Annotated in this window: 18 protein-coding genes; 8 read left to right on the forward strand and 10 right to left on the reverse strand. The window is 70.5% G+C overall.

Annotated elements, in window-relative coordinates:
* Position 1 precedes the first annotated feature (1 nt).
* A complete protein-coding gene (locus BOSE46_RS20245) occupies positions 2-1,222 on the forward strand; it encodes an RNA polymerase sigma factor (protein WP_201299694.1) in 1,221 nt (406 codons plus the stop codon).
* Here BOSE46_RS20245 and BOSE46_RS20250 read toward each other — a convergent pair.
* Complete coding sequence (locus BOSE46_RS20250) at positions 1,219-2,361, reverse strand: RCC1 domain-containing protein (RefSeq protein WP_159542161.1); 1,143 nt, start codon at positions 2,359-2,361, stop codon at positions 1,219-1,221. The two genes, BOSE46_RS20245 and BOSE46_RS20250, sit on opposite strands and share 4 nt — an antisense overlap.
* Before the next feature lie 208 nt (positions 2,362-2,569).
* Here BOSE46_RS20250 and BOSE46_RS20255 point away from each other — a divergent pair, with 208 nt between their 5' ends.
* Complete coding sequence (locus tag BOSE46_RS20255; protein WP_201299695.1) at positions 2,570-3,145, forward strand: MOSC domain-containing protein; 576 nt, start codon at positions 2,570-2,572, stop codon at positions 3,143-3,145.
* Here BOSE46_RS20255 and hrpB read toward each other — a convergent pair.
* From hrpB to BOSE46_RS20270, 3 genes are read right to left on the reverse strand one after another with little or no spacing between them, the layout of a single operon-like run.
* Positions 3,123-5,624 carry an ATP-dependent helicase HrpB gene (gene hrpB, locus BOSE46_RS20260; protein ID WP_159542163.1) on the reverse strand — a complete coding sequence of 834 codons (2,502 nt, stop codon included), beginning with the start codon at positions 5,622-5,624 and terminating at the stop codon, positions 3,123-3,125. The genes BOSE46_RS20255 and hrpB overlap by 23 nt on opposite strands.
* A gap of 36 nt (positions 5,625-5,660) precedes the next feature.
* The gene (locus BOSE46_RS20265; protein ID WP_159542165.1) at positions 5,661-6,728 is read right to left on the reverse strand and encodes an aldo/keto reductase; all 1,068 of its coding nucleotides are present in this window, start codon (positions 6,726-6,728) and stop codon (positions 5,661-5,663) included.
* A 30-nt stretch (positions 6,729-6,758) separates the two neighbouring features.
* On the reverse strand, positions 6,759-7,037 hold the full coding sequence (locus BOSE46_RS20270) for a hypothetical protein (RefSeq protein WP_159542167.1): 279 nt from the start codon (positions 7,035-7,037) through the stop codon (positions 6,759-6,761).
* A 56-nt stretch (positions 7,038-7,093) separates the two neighbouring features.
* Between BOSE46_RS20270 and BOSE46_RS20275 the strand changes: the two genes are divergently transcribed.
* Positions 7,094-7,663 carry an NIPSNAP family protein gene (locus BOSE46_RS20275; RefSeq protein ID WP_159542169.1) on the forward strand — a complete coding sequence of 190 codons (570 nt, stop codon included), beginning with the start codon at positions 7,094-7,096 and terminating at the stop codon, positions 7,661-7,663.
* On the opposite strand, the gene BOSE46_RS20280 is transcribed toward BOSE46_RS20275, so the two are convergent.
* The gene (locus BOSE46_RS20280; RefSeq protein WP_159542171.1) at positions 7,664-8,239 is read right to left on the reverse strand and encodes a CG0192-related protein; all 576 of its coding nucleotides are present in this window, start codon (positions 8,237-8,239) and stop codon (positions 7,664-7,666) included. It lies immediately after the preceding gene.
* 38 nt (positions 8,240-8,277) lie between these two features.
* Here BOSE46_RS20280 and BOSE46_RS20285 point away from each other — a divergent pair, with 38 nt between their 5' ends.
* Positions 8,278-9,216 carry a D-2-hydroxyacid dehydrogenase family protein gene (locus tag BOSE46_RS20285; protein ID WP_159542173.1) on the forward strand — a complete coding sequence of 313 codons (939 nt, stop codon included), beginning with the start codon at positions 8,278-8,280 and terminating at the stop codon, positions 9,214-9,216.
* On the opposite strand, the gene BOSE46_RS20290 is transcribed toward BOSE46_RS20285, so the two are convergent.
* From BOSE46_RS20290 to BOSE46_RS20305, 4 genes are all read right to left on the reverse strand, one after another.
* Positions 9,213-10,052 carry a transglutaminase family protein gene (locus tag BOSE46_RS20290; protein ID WP_159542175.1) on the reverse strand — a complete coding sequence of 280 codons (840 nt, stop codon included), beginning with the start codon at positions 10,050-10,052 and terminating at the stop codon, positions 9,213-9,215. The two genes, BOSE46_RS20285 and BOSE46_RS20290, sit on opposite strands and share 4 nt — an antisense overlap.
* A 7-nt stretch (positions 10,053-10,059) precedes the next feature.
* Entirely contained in the window at positions 10,060-10,986 is a 927-nt protein-coding gene (locus BOSE46_RS20295; RefSeq protein WP_159542177.1) for an alpha-E domain-containing protein, read from the reverse strand.
* On the reverse strand, positions 10,980-12,644 hold the full coding sequence (locus BOSE46_RS20300; protein WP_236551825.1) for a circularly permuted type 2 ATP-grasp protein: 1,665 nt from the start codon (positions 12,642-12,644) through the stop codon (positions 10,980-10,982). The genes BOSE46_RS20295 and BOSE46_RS20300 overlap by 7 nt, the downstream gene beginning before the upstream one ends.
* Positions 12,645-12,719: 75 nt before the next feature.
* Complete coding sequence (locus BOSE46_RS20305; protein ID WP_159542179.1) at positions 12,720-14,222, reverse strand: MDR family MFS transporter; 1,503 nt, start codon at positions 14,220-14,222, stop codon at positions 12,720-12,722.
* A gap of 236 nt (positions 14,223-14,458) precedes the next feature.
* Between BOSE46_RS20305 and BOSE46_RS20310 the strand changes: the two genes are divergently transcribed.
* Positions 14,459-14,896: an HNH endonuclease gene (locus BOSE46_RS20310; RefSeq protein WP_159542181.1), complete on the forward strand. Its 438-nt coding sequence runs from the start codon at positions 14,459-14,461 to the stop codon at positions 14,894-14,896.
* Positions 14,897-15,086: 190 nt separating this feature from the next.
* On the opposite strand, the gene BOSE46_RS20315 is transcribed toward BOSE46_RS20310, so the two are convergent.
* Positions 15,087-15,968, reverse strand: a complete 882-nt coding sequence (locus BOSE46_RS20315; RefSeq protein WP_159542183.1) for a siderophore-interacting protein — start codon at positions 15,966-15,968, stop codon at positions 15,087-15,089.
* 69 nt (positions 15,969-16,037) lie between these two features.
* Here BOSE46_RS20315 and BOSE46_RS20320 point away from each other — a divergent pair, with 69 nt between their 5' ends.
* From BOSE46_RS20320 to BOSE46_RS20330, 3 genes are read left to right on the forward strand one after another with little or no spacing between them, the layout of a single operon-like run.
* The gene (locus BOSE46_RS20320) at positions 16,038-17,174 is read left to right on the forward strand and encodes a peptidoglycan bridge formation glycyltransferase FemA/FemB family protein (protein WP_159542185.1); all 1,137 of its coding nucleotides are present in this window, start codon (positions 16,038-16,040) and stop codon (positions 17,172-17,174) included.
* Entirely contained in the window at positions 17,171-17,317 is a 147-nt protein-coding gene (locus BOSE46_RS20325) for a hypothetical protein (protein WP_159542187.1), read from the forward strand. The genes BOSE46_RS20320 and BOSE46_RS20325 overlap by 4 nt, the downstream gene beginning before the upstream one ends.
* A 1-nt stretch (position 17,318) precedes the next feature.
* Positions 17,319-18,353: an alanine racemase gene (locus BOSE46_RS20330; RefSeq protein ID WP_159542189.1), complete on the forward strand. Its 1,035-nt coding sequence runs from the start codon at positions 17,319-17,321 to the stop codon at positions 18,351-18,353.
* Positions 18,354-18,404 lie beyond the last annotated feature (51 nt).

Raw genomic sequence — 18,404 nt, forward strand, 5'->3', positions numbered from 1 at the left:
CGTGCCCGACGCCTCGGCGGTCCTGGCCGAGCTCGTACGCGATGAGGGTCGCCGTGTCCTGGCGACCCTCATCCGTACGACCGGCAGCATGACGATCGCCGAGGACGCCGTGCAGGAGGCGGCCATCTCCGCGCTGGAGCACTGGCCCCGCGACGGCATACCCGACAACCCCCGCGCCTGGCTGACCACGGTCGCGCGGCGCAAGGCCGTCGACGCCATCCGACGCGAGGCGGCACGCGGCGACAAGGAGGTGCGCGCGATGGACCTGACGGGCGGTCCGGCCGACGTGCCCGACTCGGTGGTGCGCGACGACGAGCTCCGACTGGTGTTCACGTGCTGCCACCCCGCCCTGTCGCTGGCGACGCAGACCACCTTGAGCCTGACGACGCTCTGCGGCCTCACCGTCGCGGACGCGGCACGTCTGATGCTGACGAGCGAGACCGCGATGGCGCGGCGGCTCACCCGGGCCAAGCACAAGATCGCCGTCGCCGGCATCCCCTACCGGATCCCGCCGGACCCGGACCTGCCCGAACGCCTCGGCGCCGTCGCGACCACGGTCTACCTGCTGTTCACCGCCGGGGTGGCCGGCGGCGACGCGCCCGTACGCCCGCAGCTCTGCGACGAGGCGATCCGGCTCGGCCGGCTCCTCGTCGACCTCATGCCGGACGAGTCATCGCTGCAGGGCCTGCTCGCCCTGATGCTGCTCACCGATGCCCGGCGGGAGACCCGGGCCGACGCGGAGGGCGAGCTCGTGCTGATCGTCGACCAGGACCGGTCGCGCTGGGACCCCGCGCTCATCGCCGAGGGCGCGGCGCTGGTCGACGGCGCGCTCCGCCGGTCGCGCCACCGCGCGGGCCGGTTCGAGCTCGAGGCGGCGATCGCGGCGTGCCATGCGACCGCGAAGACGTACGCGGAGACGGACTGGACCGACATCATCGCGCTCTACGACCGGCTGCTCGAGGTGACGCCGACCGACGTCGTCCGGCTCAACCGCGCCGTCGCGATCGGCGAGCGGGACGGAGCGAGGGCCGGACTCGACGAGCTCGACCGGCTCTCCGGCCTGGACCGTTTCCACCTGTGGCACGCCTGCCGCGCCGAGCTGCTCGTACGCCTGGGCCACGACCGCGAGGCCGCCAGCGCGTACGCCCGCGCGAAGGCGTGCGACCCGCCGGCCGCCGAACGACGATTCATCGAACGGCGGCTCGGCGAGCTCACCGCTTAGCCGACCTTCACCGGGACGCTGCTGGGCTGGATGCCCCCGACGCCCAGCTCGCCGTCGTTGTTCTCGCCCCAGCAGTACGCCGCTCCGGACGTGTGCGTGGAGCAGGAGTGGACGCCGCCGGAGCTGACCGTCCCCCACTTCTTGGAGGTGCCCACCTTGGTGGGGGACGGATGGTCGTTGCCGTCGCCCACCCCGAGTCGCCCGCCGGAACCTTCTCCCCAGCAGTAGAGCGACCCGGACGTGTGCTTGGCACACGTGTGGACGTCGCCGGCGCTGACCCTGACCCAGCTGGTGGAGGTGCCCACCTTCTGGGGGGTGTACTTCGAGCTGAACCCGCCGCCACCCGTCCCGAGCTGTCCACTGAAGTTGTAGCCCCAGCAGTAGAGGTTGCCGCTGGTGTGCCGGGCGCAGGTGTGGACGCCGCCGGCGCTGACACTGCTCCACTTGGTGGAGGTGCCGACCTTGGTCGGCACGGCCTTGCCGCCCACGTTGCCGATTCCGAGCTGGCCCTGACCGTTGGACCCCCAGCAGTACAAGGAGCCCGAAGCGTGGCGAGCGCACGTGAAGTATCCACCGGCGCTGACGCTCGTCCAGCTCGTCGAGGTCCCGACCTTGGCCGGGGTGTCACGACCGAGGTAGTCGCCATTGCCGAGCTCGCCGGAGCTGCCCGAGCCCCAGCAGTACAACGCACCCGTGGAGTGCTTGGCACACGTATGGGCCGTGCCGGTGTCGACGCTCACCCACTTCTTGGAGGTGCCGACCTGCTTCGGTGTGAGCCTGTCCTCGTGATTGGCGCCCTGGCCCAGCTGTCCCGAGACGTTCTCGCCCCAGCAGTACAACGCACCGGACGAGTGGCGTGCGCAGGTGTAGTCGCCGCCCGCACTCACGCTCGACCAGCTCGTCGAGGTTCCCACCCTCACGGGGGTGCCGCGGTCGTTCTTGTCGCCGACACCGAGCTGACCATCTGAGTTGTTGCCCCAGCAATAGAGCGAATGATTGGTCGCGACAGCGCATGTGTGCGCATAGCCGGTGGAGACCGACAACCACGACGGTGTTGCCGCCGTGGCGGAGCCGGCCGCCACCCATGTGGTCCCGGCCGTCAACAAGGTGACGGCCAGGATGCGCCAGAAGTTCTTCATGATTTCCCCTCGGATCATGGCGAGCAGCCCCGCCTGCCTTTGCGCCGAGGATGGCCATGACCCGAGAGAGCCTGTCGCCCGACCGCGTGTTGACAGATTGTCCACCTGACCGTGGTCCCCGGCAACGATCGATGAACCTTGCAACCACTTCAGCGCCGGGCGGTGGCTCACCACACCTCCCGCCGCCGGGACAAGTACCGTCGGGGGCGTGGAGTTCGAGATCGTGTCGCTGCTGGTGTCGCGGGTCCGCCGCTACGAGGGCCGGCCGTCCGAGGGGACCGCGCCGTACGACATCCGCGACGAGCTCGTCGACTCCGCACGGGTTCGCGCCCACAAGGGGCTGGTCGGCGATCGCTACTTCGGGTCGCGATTCGCGTTCGCCACGATGACGCTGATCGCCGCGGAGAGCATCGAGCAGCTCGAACGCGAGATTGCCGGCGACGGGCTCTTCCCGGCCGCCAACGTGCCGTTCGACCCGGCGCTGGCGCGGCGCAACCTCGTCACCCGGGGGCTCGACGTCGACTCCCTCGCGCGTACGACCTTCACCCTCGACGCCGGGCGCGGGCCGATCCGGTTCCGTTCGATGACCCCGGCGAACCCGTGCGCGTGGATGAACACGGTCTATGCCCCCGGCGCGCACCAGGCGCTGCGCGGGCACGGCGGCATTCGGTGCGAGCCCCTCGACGACGGCGAGCTCTCGGTCGGCTCGGCCACGATCACCGACATCGTGCCGATCCCGCCCGAGGAGCTGACCCGCCGCATCAAGGCCGCCCCGACGAGCTAGGCGGGTCCTCGGGCCACGCGTGCTTGGGATAGCGGCCGCGCAGCTCGGCGCGCACCTGGCGATAGGGGCCGGCCCAGAACGACTCGAGGTCGGCGGTGACGGCGGCCGGCCGGCGGGCCGGGGTCAGCAGGTGCAGCAACAACGGCACCCGGCCGTCGGCGATCCGTGGCGTCGTGGTCCAGCCGAACGCATCCTGCAGCCGCAGCGCGAGGACGGGCTGCTCCGTGCCGGACGGCCCGTACTCGACGCGCACTGCCACACCGGTCGGCACGGTCACCTGTTCTGGCGCCAGCTCGTCGAGGCGGCCGGCGGCGGGCCACGGGAGCAGCCGGCGCAACGCTCCCAGGACGTCGAGGCGGGCGAGATCCCGGCCGCCGCGCACGCGGGCGAGGTCGGCTCCGAGCCAGGCGTCGATGCCCGTCACCAGCGCGTCGTCACTGACGTCGGGCCACGGGTCGCCGAGCGTGTGGTGGAGGAAGGCCAGCCGGCGGCGCAGCGCTACGGCCGATTCGCTCCACGGCAGCAGGGCCAGGCCGTCACGCGAGAGTCCTTGGGCAACCGCTGCTGCGACAGCCTCCGGGGAGGGATCGGACAGCGGGACGGCGGACAGCTCGATCGCACCGAGACGGGTGACCCTGCGGGCCACGATCCGGCCGCCCGTCCAGGTGACCTCGTCGGCCTCGTGCCACGAGCCGGACGCCGCATCGAGGGCGATGTCTTCATCGACAGGCGCGGCCGAGCGGATCGTCGCATCACGCGCGCCTGGCCGTCGCTCGGCGTCGGCGATCGCGATCCACCGGATGCCCGCGAGTGCCGGGTCGGCGGCGCGGAACGATGCGCCGGTCCCCGACACCATGAGGTAAGACGTGCCGCCCGCCCGTCGCCGCGCGATGCGTCCAGGGTGCGCGAGGGCCACGACCGTACCGACCGCGAGGTCGTCGGTCAGCCCGGTCCGAGGTGGGCGTTCTGGCAGCAGTGACTCCAGCCGCTTCGCGGTGTCCGACCATGACCGGGTGGTCGGGCCGCCCCGCCGCAGCGTGCGCAGGGCCGCCACCAGGTCGCCGCCCGGGACGCGTACGTCGTCTGCGAGGAGGGCGACGACCTCCGCGGCGCGGCGGGCGCCCACCGCTTCAGCGCCGTCGAGCAACGCGCGGGCCAGCCGTGGGTCGGCCGGAACCTGCGTCATCGCGCGGCCGCGGTCGGTGATCGCGCCGGCCTCGTCGATCGCACCGAGCTCGACCAGGGTGTGTCGAGCCGTCTCGACCGCCGCCACGGGTGGCCGGTCGAGCAGCGCCAGGCTCCCACCTCCGACGTCACCCCACGCGGCGAGCTCGAGACAGAAGCCGGTGAGGTCGGCGACCGCGATCTCCGGGGCTGGGTGCGCGTCCAGGTGACCGTGATCGGCGCGGGACCAGCATCGGTGCACCGCGCCGGGAGCCTCGCGCCCCGCGCGACCCGCCCGTTGCTCAGCCGCGGACCGGCTGACCCGCACCGTCACGAGCGCGGGGAGCCCGCGCACCTGATCGGTGCGGGGCTCACGGGACAGTCCGGCGTCGACCACGATGCGTACCCCCGGGACCGTCAGCGACGACTCGGCCACCGCGGTCGACACCACGACACGTCGTCGAGGACCCGGCGCGAGAGCGAGGTCCTGCTCGCGGGCAGGAAGTCGGCCGTGGAGCGCCAGCACGTCGACGTCCGTGAGACCGGACAACCGGCGCATGACCCCGTCCACCTCGCCGACACCGGGCACGAACACCAGCACGTCGCCGGGGTCGACCGACAACGCGTGGCGGACCCTGGCCGCGACGTGGTCGAGGAAGCGCGGCGGGACCCCGCGTTCGTCCGTCGGCAGCACGCCCGGCGGTGGGGGCGCCCAGTGCTCGCTCACCGGGTGAAGGGCGCCCGGGACGTCGATGATCGGGGCGGGCCGCTCGTCGATCGTCGCGGCGGTGCGCTCGGCCTCGATCGTCGCCGACATCGCGACCAGCAACAGGTCCTCGCGCACCGTGGCGCGTACGTCTGCCAGGAAGGCGAGCGTCAGGTCGGCGTCGAGCTGGCGCTCGTGCACCTCGTCGAGGATGACCGCCGCGACCCCCGGCAGCTCGGGATCGCGCTGGAGCCGTCGCAGCAGGACGCCGGTCGTCACGAACTCGATCCGCGTACCGGGCCCGACAGCCCGATCGCCGCGCACCGTGTGGCCCACGGTTTCTCCGACCCGCTCACCCAACAGACCCGCGAGCCTCCGCGCCGCCGCACGTGCAGCGATGCGGCGCGGCTGGGTCACCACGACCAGACCGTCGCCGGCGACCATCGCGGCCACCGCGGGCGGCACCAACGTCGTCTTGCCGGTGCCCGGGGGCGCCTGCACGACCGCTACCCCGCGGTCGCGCAGCGCGGCGGTCAGTTCCGGCAACCCGCCCAGGACCGGCAGGTCGGGTGGGCTGTCCAGCAGGCGCTGGATCGGATCGGGGTGCACGCTCCCAGTGTCGCGCCCCCCACGTGACCCTGGCGCTCAGACCTCGGAGCTGGCGGCCCAGATGTTGATGCCGGCCTCACCGGCGTACGAGTCGATTTCGGCGAGCTCGTCGTCGGTGAAGTCGATGCGCTGGGCGGCCTTGAGGTTCTCGTCGAGCTGCTCGACCGACGAGACGCCGATCAGCGCCGACGTGACGCCGCCGGGTCGCAGCGTCCAGGAGATCGCCATCTGCGCCAGCGTCTGACCGCGCTTCTTGGCGATCGCGGCGAGTCCCTTGAGTCGTTTGCGGTTGTCCTCGCTGGCCATCGACTGGTCGAACGAGCCGCGCTTCTGCGAACGCTCCGGATCGGCGCTCTCGACGTACCGGTCGGACAGCAGGCCCTGCGCCAGCGAGCCGAAGCCGATCGAGCCGACGCCGTGCTCGTCGAGCACCGTCGTGAGTCCCTGCTCGATCCAGCGGTTGATCATCGAGTACGACGGCTGGTGGATCACGATCGGGGTGCCGAGGCTGTTGGCGATCGCGACCGCCTCGGAGGTGCGCTCCGGCGAGTACGACGAGATGCCCGCATAGCGCGCCTTGCCCTGGCGGACGATCGCGTCGAGCGCGCCGATCGTCTCCTCCAGCGGCGTGCCCGGATCGGCGCGGTGCGAGTAGAAGATGTCGACGTGGTCGACCGACATCCGCGCCAGTGACTCGTCGAGGCTCGCGAAGAGGTACTTCCGCGAGCCGAAGTTGCCGTACGGCCCTGGCCACATGTCGTAGCCGGCCTTGGTCGAGAGGATCAGCTCGTTGCGGTACGCCTTGAAGTCGGTGCGCATCATGCGGCCGAAGTTCTCCTCGGCCGAGCCATAGGGCGGACCGTAGTTGTTGGCGAGGTCGAAGTGCGTGATGCCGTTGTCGAACGCGTGCCGCAGGACTGCGCGCTGGTTGTCGAACGGGAAGTTGTCGCCGAAGTTCCACCACAGGCCCAGCGACAGCGGAGGCAGGAACAGGCCTGACCGGCCGACCCGGCGATAGTCCCAATGCGTGTAGCGATCCTCCGCGGCGACGTATGGACGGTGGAGCTCGGGCACGGGGTCGGCGTACGAGGCGCTGTCGGTCATGAGGTCCACGCTAGTCCCGTGGCCCGAACCTCACCCGTCGGCGTCGCGTCGTGCGATCGCCTCGGCCAGCGCGGCGTCGAGCGCCTCGAGTCCGGCACGTCGCACCGGGTCGTACGTCATCCCGTGCCGCAGCCCGCGGGCCGTCGTGATCTCGAGGCGCGGCCGGTTGCCGTCGACGAGCACGAGCCGTGGACGCTGCCAGACGTGCGTGCGATGCACGTCGGTGTAGCCGAACAGCTCGAGCACGCTGCCGTCGAACACCAGCAGCGTGCTGTCGTCCACCAGGGCCTCGATGGTGTCGGCGCTCATGGCGACGACCCTAGAACGCGCGAACGACTGTCCGGCCTCCGGCGTACGGTCGGCACATGAACGATCAGGTCATCGAGCTCCGGCAGTACACCCTCAAGCCCGGCACCCGCGACGGCTTCATCGAGCGCTTCGAGCGGGAGTTCCAGGACACCCAGGAGGCCGTCGGCATCCACGTGCTCGGCACCTTCGTCGACCTCGACGATGCCGATCGGTTCGTGTGGTTCCGCGGCTTCCCGACGCTGGAGGAGCACGCCACATCGCTGGCGGCGTTCTATGGCGGGCCGGCCTGGGCCGCATGGGGCGCCGACGCCAATGCCGACCTGATCGACTCCGACGACGTGCTGCTGCTGCGACCGCGGCAAGGCAAGCCGGGCCTGCCGGTGTCGGTCTACGGCGAGCTCGCCGTCAGGGTGTGGGCCATCGGCTCCGACGCCGACGAGTCGTCGCTGGTCTCGGCGATCGATGCGGGGGGCGGCGACGTGCTGCTGACTCACCCCGGACCCAACAACTTCCGGCTGCCGGTCCGTGATGACCGCGTCGTCGTGGCGCTCGGTGGCGACGGCTTGCCGGCCGGCGAGCTCCAGCCCCTGCGGCTCGCGCCGACGCCACGGTCGGTGTTGCGCTGATCAGCGCAGGCGCACGACCGCCAGCACGACCGGATCGCTGACACCGGCCCACGTCCCGGTCAGCACGTCATCGCCCTCGGGGACGGTGCCGTCGAGCACACGGAGGACCTCGACATCGGCCGGCGCCGCGTCCGAGGCGCTGCCGCTGCCGTGCACCCGGACGCTCGGTTCCATGACTTCGACGTGGCCGTCGGCGAACTCGCGCTCGAGCTCAGCGTGGGTGCCGCCGGTCAGGATGGTCGTTGCCAGCACCGCCTGATAGACCGGGTCGGCGATCGCGTCATAGATCCAGCGGGATCCGAGCACGGTGTGCTCCATCGTGCCGACCAGGTGGGACTCGGCACCGTCGAGCGGCGCACCGCGATAGGTCCACGGCACCTGCAGGATCGGCCCGCCGCCGGCGCGCACGAGATGCGTCTCCATGCCGACCTCGCCGTCCGGGTCGTCGAAGCGGTAGGCGCCGACGTGCTCCAGCTCGGTTGCGTCGCCGACGAACCACGGCTGGGCCGGCACCCAGGCGGCCAGCAGCTCGGGCTTGGTGGGCGTGATGTCAGCGTCGGCGTGCAGGATGGCCATGCCCCGAACCTAGCGGAGCCGAGTGACACGATGGGTGCATGCAGATCGTCGTGCTCGATGACTACCAGCAGGTCGCGGCCAACCACGCAGACTGGGACGCCCTCGACGAGGACGTGATCTTCCTCGACCGTCACCTCGAGGGTGCCGAGCTGGTCGCCGCGCTTCGGCAGGCTCGCGTCATCGTCGCGATGCGCGAGCGTACGCCGATCGGCGAGGATCTCCTGGCCCAGCTGCCGGAGCTGCGCCTCATCGTGACGACCGGACGGCGCAACCCGTCGATCGACGTTGCTGCGGCCCGCGATCGGGGCATCCCGGTGTGCGGCACCGCCGGCCTCGCCGCTTCGACCGTCGAGCACACCTGGGCACTGATCCTCGCGGCGGTGCGGCACATCCCCGCCGAGGACCGCTCCGTTCGCGACGGCGGCTGGCAGACGACGGTCGGCACCGGACTCGCCGGTCGCACCCTCGGTGTCATGGGACTCGGCCGCCTCGGTGCGCAGGTCGCGGCGATCGGTCAGGCGTTCGGCATGGATGTCGTCGCCTGGTCGCAGAACCTCGACCCGGAGCACGCCACGTCCCTCGGCGTGCGCCCGGTGACCAAGGCCGAGCTGATGGCCGAGTCCGACATCGTGACGATCCACCTGGTCTCGAGCGCCCGCACGCATCACCTCGTCGGCGAGGCCGAGATCGCCGCGATGCGGCCCACGGCGTACCTGGTCAACACTTCACGCGCACCGATCGTCGACACCGCGGCCCTGCTCGACGCGCTGCACGCCGGGCGCATCGCCGGCGCCGCGCTCGACGTCTACGACACCGAGCCACTGCCGGCGGACGATCCGCTGCGCTCTGCGCCGCGCACGGTGCTGACGCCTCATCTCGGCTACGTCACCGACGACGGGTACGACCTGTTCTTCCGCGAGGCGGTCGAGGACATCGCGGCGTGGCGCGGCGGGACGCCGATCCGCGTGCTCGACTAGCGAAGGCGCGTGATCTCGACCGCGACGAACAGCTCCGAGCCGCCCGACGTCGAGAAGATCCCGCGCAACGGCGGGCTGTCGCCGTAGTCGCGGCCCTTGGCCACCACGACGTGCCGCGGGCCCGGGGCGATGCCGTTGGTCGGGTCCCAGCCCACCCATTCGCCGTCCCACCACTCGATCCACGCGTGCGACTCGCCCTCGACCGCCTCGCCGATGACCGGGTCGGGCGACGGGTGGAGGTAGCCGGAGACGTACCGCGCCGGGATGCGGGCCTCGCGCAGCACGCCGAGCGTCAGGTGCGCGAAGTCCTGGCACACACCGTTCTTGCTGTCCCATGCGTCGGCTGCGGTCGTGGTGACCTCGGTGCTGCCGGTCAGGTACTTCACCCGGTCGTGCAGGAAGGACGCCGCCGCGAGGGCGTAGTCGCCCGGCGTCGCGGCGTCGGCGCGGATCGGCGCCAGCTCGGTCAGCAGCGAAGGCGACGGCGCGACCCACGAGGACAGCTCGAGGAACTCGCAGTACTCGTCCTGCACCGCGAGCAGGTCGTCCCACGCGACCGAGTGCGGCCGGACCGGTACGTCCTGGGTCTCGACCGTGGCGGTTGCGACGACCGTCAGGTCGGTGTGCGGGTCGTGCACCTCGAACGACGTCACGGTCGTGCCCCAGAAGTCGCGGTACTCGTAGCTCCACGGGGTCGGGCTGATCTCAAGGCGGGAACGCAGGACGTACTGCTCCGACGTCGTCATCGGTGTCATGCGGGCCTCGTTGAACGACGCGGCCGCGCCCCGCTCGTAGTGATAGCCGGTCGTGTGCCGGATCCGCATCTGCATGCTCATGAGTCGCTCACAGCAGGACGCCTCCGCTCCAGGTGTGCTCCTCGTACTCGGCGAAGTAGCGCGCCGTCACCGCGTCGCTCGCGGCGGCGCAGCTGCGCTGCAGGCGCTCCATCTCGACCGGCAGGTCGAACACGATGTCGGCGAGCGGCCGGTACTCCAGCTCGGTGCGGGCCCGGCCGAGCAGGCGCTGGGCCTCGTCGCTGAATCCCGTACGTTGGCCGCTGCGCTCGAGCTTGGTCAGGGCCTTCTCCGCCTGGGCGAGCGACGAGACGATCGAGCGCGGGAACCAGCGGTCGAGCAGCAGGAACTCGGCGGCCTGCCGGTCGGCCTCGATGCCGCGGTAGGCGCGGATGAAGGACTCGTACGCTCCGCAGGCCCGCAGCGTCGTGGGCCAGGCGACCTGCGGGCCTGACGCCAGCGCGGCGGTCGACAGCAGCCGGGCGGTCATGTCGACCCGCTCGATGCTGCGGCCGAGCATGTAGAACTGCCAGCCCTCGTCGCGGGTCATGGTCGAGTCGGCGATGCCGGAGATCATCGCGGTGCGGTTGCGGACCCACGCGAACATGTCCGGTGACCGCATCGCGCGGGCGGTCGGCAGGCCGCGCCACGTCGTGTTGATCGCGGCCCAGATGTCGGTCGAGAGGGTCTCGCGAGCGCGGCGGGCGCTCTCGCGGGCGGCGCCGATCGCAGCGGCGATCGAGACCGGCGAGTCGGCGTTGTGGGCCAGCAGGTCGAGGATCATCCAGCGGTTGGGGTTGCCGGAGTAGTCCTCGACGCCCATGACCGAGAGCAGCTGCTCGCACGACGTGCGCTCGTCCATGCCGGGGTCCTCGATCAGGACCTGCATCTGGACGTCGAGGATGCGGGCGGTGTCGTCGGCGCGCTCGAGGTAGCGGCCGATCCAGAACAGCGACTGCGCGATGCGGCTCAGCATGGTGAGTCCCCGGCTTCGTGTCCTTTCGACAGGCTCAAGGAGCGGTGCTCGGGTCGCGACCACTCGTCCCTTGAGCCTGTCGAAAGGTCCTTGCCTTGTTGCTGTTCTTGTTCCTGCACGTGGACATCCGCGGTCCCGCCGTCGATCGCCGGGCCGGCGGACTGCGGCGTGCCGGCGACGCGGCTGGCGGCGGGTGCGCCCTCGCCCTCGTCCTCCGGGTCGGTCGGACTGGCCAGGACCCAGGTGTCCTTGGATCCGCCGCCCCGGCTCGAGTTGACGATCAGCTCGCCCTCGGGGAGCGCGACGCGGGTCAGGCCGCCGGGCAGGACGAACACGTCGTCGCCGTCGTGGACCGCGAACGGTCGCAGGTCGACGTGCCTCGGGCGTACGCCGTCCTCGACCAGCGTCGGCACGGTCGACAGGGAGACGACCGGCTGCGCGATCCACGCCCGCGGGTCGAGCAGGATCTTGCCGCGCAGCTCGTCGAGCTCCTCGCGCGACGCGGCCGGGCCGATCACGATGCCCTTGCCGCCCGAGCCGTCGACCGGCTTGAGGACGAGCTCGTCGAGCCGGTCGAGCACCTCCTCGCGCTGCTCCGGCTCGCCCATCCGCCAGGTGTCGACGTTGCGCAGGATCGGCTCCTCCGACAGGTAGTAGCGGATGAGGTCGGGCACGTAGGTGTAGAGCAGCTTGTCGTCGGCCACCCCGTTGCCGACGGCGTTGGCGATCGTCACGTGACCGGCGCGAGCGGCGTTGATGATGCCGGGCACGCCGAGCGCGGAGTCGGAGCGGAACTGCACCGGGTCGAGGAAGTCGTCGTCGATCCGGCGGTAGATAACGTCGACCGGCTCGAGACCGTTGGTCGTCCGCATCATGACCCGGCCGGAGCGGCACACCAGGTCTCGGCCCTCCACGAGCTCGACGCCCATCGTGCGGGCCAGCAGGGTGTGCTCGAAGTAGGCCGAGTTGTAGACGCCCGGGGTCAGCACGACGACGGTCGGGTCGTTGACGCCGGCCGGCGCGGCCTTGCGGAGCGCGGCGAGCAGCTGCTGGGAGTACTGCGACACCGGCCGGATGCGGTGGTCGGCGAACACCTCAGGGAGGGCGGCGGACAGGGCCCGGCGGTTCGTCATGACGTACGAGACGCCGGACGGCACCCGCACGTTGTCCTCGAGCACCCGGAAGTCACCGTTGCCGTCACGGATAAGGTCGACGCCGGCGACATGCACGCGTACGCCGTTGGCCGGCTCGAGCCCCGCGACGACGCGGTGGAAGTGCGGGGATGTCATGACCGTGGCGCGCGGCACGACACCGTCGGCGAACAGCTCGCCGGATCCGTACGCATCCGCGAGGAACGCCTCGAGGGCGAGCACCCGCTGGCGTACGCCACGCTCGACGTGGTCCCAGTCAGCAGCCTCGATCAGGCGAGGGACGATGTCGAGCGGGAACGGGCGCTCCTCGCCGGCGACCCCGAACGTGACGCCCTGCTCGAGGTAGGACGACGCGAGGGAATCCGCCCGCAGCCGGATCTCTTCGGCACCCATCTTCTGGAATGACTCGTGCACCTGGGCGTAGTTGGACCGCACCTCGGCGTCCGCGAACATTTCATCGAACCCGACGACAGGTCCGTAGCCGTCGAAGAGCTCGGGGGTGTCCACGCCGTCCACCGTAGGACAGATTTGCTAACGGCGTGTTTCGGGGGCTGGCCGTTGCCCAGCCAGCCCCCGTTTGTCCTAGTGCGTCGCGCCCGCGGGCTGGTCGGCCTTGGCCGGCAGCAGCAACGAGAGCGCGATGACGACCGCCCCGAACACCGAGCCGGCGACGAACGCCCACTGCAAGCCTCCGATGAACGCTTCGTTCGCCGTCGATCCACCGGACACGAGGCTCTCCGAGCGGTTCTCGAGGATCACCACGAGGGCGGCGGTCCCAACTGCCCCGGCGACCTGCTGCAGGGTGCCGAGGATCGAGCTGCCGTGCGAGTAGAGCTCAGGCGGCAGCGCACCGAGTCCCAGGGTGAACACCGGGGTGAAGATCGACGCCAGGCTCACCATCAGCAGGATGTGCAGGCCGAGCAGCACGGCGTACGGGGTGTCGGCGTCGATGACGCGGCTCATCGTGAACAACGCGACGACCATGAGCACCGAGCCGGGGATCACCAACGGCCGCGCACCGAGCTTGTCGTAGAGCGCGCCGACACGCGGGCCGAGCAGGCCCATCGCCAGTCCACCCGGCATGACGAGCAGGCCGGTCTGGATCGCCGACAGTCCGCGCAGGTCCTGCAGGTAGAGCGGCAGCAGGATCATCGAGCCGAGGAACGCCATGAACGCGGTCGCCATCAGCACCAGGGTCACGGTGAAGGTGCGGTGCTTGAACGCCCGCAGGTCGAGGAGCGGGCTGCCGACGCGCTGCAGGCGCAGCTGCCAGAACGTGAACAGTGCCACCAGAGCGGCGCCGAATCCGATCAGCAAGGTCAGCTGGCCGGTGCTGCGGGCGCCGACCTCGCTGAGGCCGTAGACCAACGCGCCGAAGCCGAGCGCGGCGACGACCACGCTGAACCAGCTGACCGGTGCCGTGTTGGTCTCGCCGACGTTCTCGAGGTGGCGCAGGCTGAGCACCGAGACGACCGCCGCGACGGGGAGCACGAAGGCGAAGATCAGCCTCCACGAACCGAGCTGCAGGATGAGTCCGGAGAGAGCCGGACCCATGGCCGGCGCGACCGAGATCGCGAGCATCATGTTGCCCATGACGCGGCCCCTGGCCTGCTCGGGCACGACCGTCATGACGGTGGTCATCAGGAGCGGCATCATCACCGCGGTGCCCGCGGCCTGGACGGCGCGCCCGACGAGCAGCATCTCGAAGATCGGCGCCGTGCCGCAGATGATCGTGCCGATCCCGAACGTCGTCATAGCGATCGTGTAGGCGGCGCGGGTCGTCACGCGCTGCAGGAACCAGCCCGTCACGGGGATCACTGCGGCCATCGTGAGCATGAAGATCGACGAGATCCACTGCGCGGTGCGCGCTGTCACGTCGAAGTCGCCCATGAGACGCGGCATCGCGTTGATCATGATCGTCTCGTTGAGGATCACCACGAACGTCGCGGCGACCAGGAGTGTGATGACGAGCGGGGTCTTGCCCGTGTCGACGGGCTCATCAGGAGTTGCGGTGAACTCGGCCTCGAAATCGTCGAGCTCGGTGGTTGTCGACGTCTCGGGAGCGTTGTCGCTGTGCGCGGTCATGGGTGGTCCTCTGGTTCGGTGTGCCGGGGGCCTGTCGACCACCCTCATCTATACGACGAACGCGTAGGCACCATTTCGACATGAGGGTCGGACATTTTTTCTGATCGACGTATGTCTGGGGCCAACCCACGCGGCGCCGCACCTATTCCGAGATCCGACATGGGTTGAGATTCGGCTTCTTTTGGGGCATTTGCCGCTGCCGACGGATACGCTTTCGCTCAGAAAGGGGCCGGCCGATGGCGGATGCATACGTCCTGGTGCTCAACGCGAGCTACGAGCCCCTGCAGCGCGTCTCGATGCGGCACGCGATCAAGATGCTCGTGCGCGAGGTCGCGGTCATCGAGGAAGAGGCCGGCGGCTCGTTCGGGCCGTTCCCCGTGCCCAAGGTGCTGCGGCTCGTCCGCTATGTCGTGACACGCTGGATGCATCGGCGCTCCAACCTGTGCACCAAGAGTGCGATCAAGGCCCGCGACAAGATGTGCGCCTACTGCGGCGGACGGGCCGAGACCGTCGACCACGTCGTGCCGCGCAGTCGCGGCGGGACACTCACCTGGGAGAACGCGGTTGCCGCGTGCGTGCGGTGCAACCACCGCAAGGCTGATCGCACGCCCGCCGAAGCCGGCATGACCCTGCTCGTCACCCCAAGACAACCCCAGTTCGTCGTGGTCGCGTAGCGAAGGCAGGGCTGAGTCTCGCGGAGAACCCGGCGTACGCGCGAAGCGCGACGCCGGCTGAGGGGTCCGTTTTGGCCCGTCGAGGGGTGCACAAGGACGACGCAAGTGGGACGAAAACTGACCCCTCGATGGGCCAAAACTGACCCCTCAGCGTACGTAAGGCCGCAGGTCTTGGAGGTCCAGGCCCTACCTACAAGCCCACGCTTTCGTAGATGTCGTCGAGCGCGTCGAGGTATGCGCCTTGGTCGTCGCCGACCTTCGCCTCGACCTCCCTGGCCTTCGCCGTCACCTCGTCGGCGACCTGCTCATAGCGCGCGTTCCACTTCTCGGCCTCGATCTGCCAGTAGCCGCACGTGTAGAAGTCGGCCTGCGGCCAGCCCAGCTCGCGGCGCAGGTGGCGCCGGACCGCCCGGCTCGCCCGCGCCTCGCCGGCCAGCCAGACGTACCGGTCCTCGACGGGCAGGTCGCGGGACGTCACAGCCTCGGCGAGCGCGTCGCAGATGTCGGTGTCCTTGGCGACGACCTGCCAGGTGACGTCCACGTCGGCCGGGCTCGGCAGCGGGATCTCGTCAGCGGGATCGGTCAGCACGATGACGACCTTGACCTTCTGGTGCGACTCGAGTCCTCGCAGGATCCGCGCCACGGCGGGTACCCCGGTGATGTCGGCGACCAGCAGCTGCCAGCCCACGCCGGCCGGAGCGGCGTACAGGCCATGGGGCTCGATCAGCCCGACCCGGTCGCCCGGACGGCACGAGCGCGCCCAGTCGGACCCGAGGCCCTCGTCGTGCAGCGCGATGTCGAGGTCGATCACGATGTCACCGTCGACGACCCGGTGGTCCGACACCGTGTAGACCCGTGGCTCCGGCGCGGCCGCACCCTCGGGATAGGTGATGTTCCAGTCGTCGTCGATCTCGGGGATCGCGAGCTCCGCGCCGGCCGGCGGGATCAGCACGCGTACGTACTCGTCAGGGATGCCGGTCGACGCGAACCCGTCGAGCTCGCCGAGCGTCACCGTGACCAGATGGGCCGAGAGCCGGCGGCGTCCCAGCACCGTGGCGGCGTACGTCTTCACTGTCGGATTCCCCTCGATCGGCTACAACTTAGGTCAGCCTAACTTACCCCCGGTTGGTAGCGTGGCCCGGTGACGTCACCTTCCCGCTCAGGGCCCCTCAGTGTCCGGCCCATCAGCGCTTCGGAGCACCTCGACTTCGTACGCAGCCGGCCGTCGGTGAGTTTCCTGCAGACCCCGGCTTGGGCGACGGTCAAGAACGAGTGGCGGGGTGAGTCGGTCGGCTGGTTCGACGGCGCGACCCTGGTCGGCGCTGCACTGGTGCTCTATCGCCAGCTCCCGCGGCTCAAGCGCTACCTCGCCTATCTGCCCGAGGGCCCGGACATCGACTGGACGGACCCGGACCTCGGCCGTTGGCTGACGCCGCTCGCCGCCCACCTCAAGAGCCAGGGCGCGTTCGGCATCCGCATGGGCCCGCCGGTCGTCACCCGTCGCTGGCACGCCGCGACGATCAAGCAGGCCATCGCCGACCCGGTGCTCACGACACTGTCGGACGTACCCGCCGACGTACGCGACGACGATGCGCTCAAGGTCGCCACGACATTGACCCAGCTCGGCTGGAAGGAGATCCCCACCGAGAACGGGTTCTCCGCCGGGCAGCCGAAGTTCAACTTCCAGATCCCACTCGCCGGCCGGTCCGAGGCCGACATCCTCGCCGGCATGAACCAGCAGTGGCGCCGCAACATCAAGAAGGCCGCCAAGGCCGGCGTGGAGGTCGTCCGTGGAGAGCGCGGCGACCTGCCCGAGTTCCACCGCGTGTACGCCGAGACCGCCGAGCGTGATCACTTCACCCCGCGACCGCTGTCGTACTTCGAGCGCATGTGGGACGCCCTGACCGCCGAGGAGCCCGACCGCCTCGTGCTCTACCTGGCCCGGCACGAGGGTGACCTCGTCGCGTCGACCACGATGGTGCGCGTCGGCGAGCACGCCTGGTACTCCTACGGCGCCTCGACCACGGCCAAGCGCGATGTGCGCGGCTCCAACGCGATCCAGTGGCAGATGATCCGCGACGCGATGACGGCCGGCGCCACGGCGTACGACATGCGCGGCATCACCGAGACGCTCGACCCCGACGACTCGCACGTCGGCCTGATCCAGTTCAAGGTCGGCACCGGCGGCGAGGCCGTCGAGTACCTCGGCGAGTGGGACCTGCCGCTCAACCGCGCCCTGCACCTCGGCTTCACGCAATATATGAGGAGACGAGGATGAGCCGCGACAAGCGCCGACTCTCGAAACCGCATCTGACCGGCTCGACTGCGCTTGTCGCGGTGCATCCGAGCGACGAAAGCGGCGCCGAAGGTGCCCCCGCAACCGAGCCTGGAAGCACAGGCGCCGACATGAAGAGGCGATGACGTGAGCTTCGAGCTGGACATCGATGCCGACCGCTGGCGACGAGGCGTGCGCGCCGTCGTCGAGAGCACGCCCGGCATCGTCCCGGTCATCAAGGGCAACGGGTACGGGCTCGGCCGCGACCTGCTCGCCGCCGAGGCCAAGGAGCTCGGCCTCGACGTGATCGCGGTCGGCACGTACGCCGAGGTGCCCGGCGCCCTCGCGGCGTTCGGCGGCGACGTCATGGTGTTGACGCCGTGGCGCCCGTTCTTCACCGACGTCATCCACGACGAGCGGGTCATCCACACGGTCGGACGGGTCGACGACATCGCGGCGCTCGCCTCGGGCCCGGACCCCACCGCGCGCGTGCTCGTCGAGGGCGAGACGTCGATGGCCCGGCACGGGCTCGACCGGCATGAGCTCGCCGCCGCCGTCGCCGCTCTCGGTGACCTGCGTGTCGAGGGCTTCGCGATCCACCTGCCGATGGCCGGTGGCAACCTCCGCGAGGCCGAGAACTGGGCCGCCGCGCTCGAGGCCTCACAGGTCGAGACCACCACGTTCTATGCCTCCCACCTGACCCCGGCGGAGGTGACGATCCTGCGTGAGCGCCGCCCGCAGCTCGACATCCGCCCCCGCATCGGCACCTCGCTGTGGCTCGGCGACCTCGGTGCCTTGTCCGTACGCGCGACGGTCCTCGACAGCCACCTCGTCGCGCGCGGCGAGCGGGTCGGCTACCGCCAGCGCCCCATGCCCCGCGACGGCTATCTGCTGATCGTCGCCGGCGGCACCAGCAACGGCATCGCTCTCGAGGCGCCCAAGGCGTCCGCCGGCGTGGTGCAACGCGGCAAGTCACTCGCCAAGGGCGGGCTCGAGGCCGCAGGCTTCTCGCTGTCGCCCTACACGATCGACGGCAAGCAGCGCTGGTTCGCCGAGCCGCCGCACATGCAGGCCAGCATGATCTTCCTGCCGTCCACGGCACAGGCACCGCAGGTCGGTGACCGCGTCGACGTGGCGGTGCGGTTCACCACCGCCACGTTCGACGCCATCAACGTTGCCTGAGGTCGAGCGAGCTCTGCGAGCGAGCGCCGAGGGCAGGTTGAGCGATCACGC

It is taken from the genome of Aeromicrobium sp. 9AM, assembly GCF_902506105.1.
GTDB lineage: Bacteria > Actinomycetota > Actinomycetes > Propionibacteriales > Nocardioidaceae > Aeromicrobium.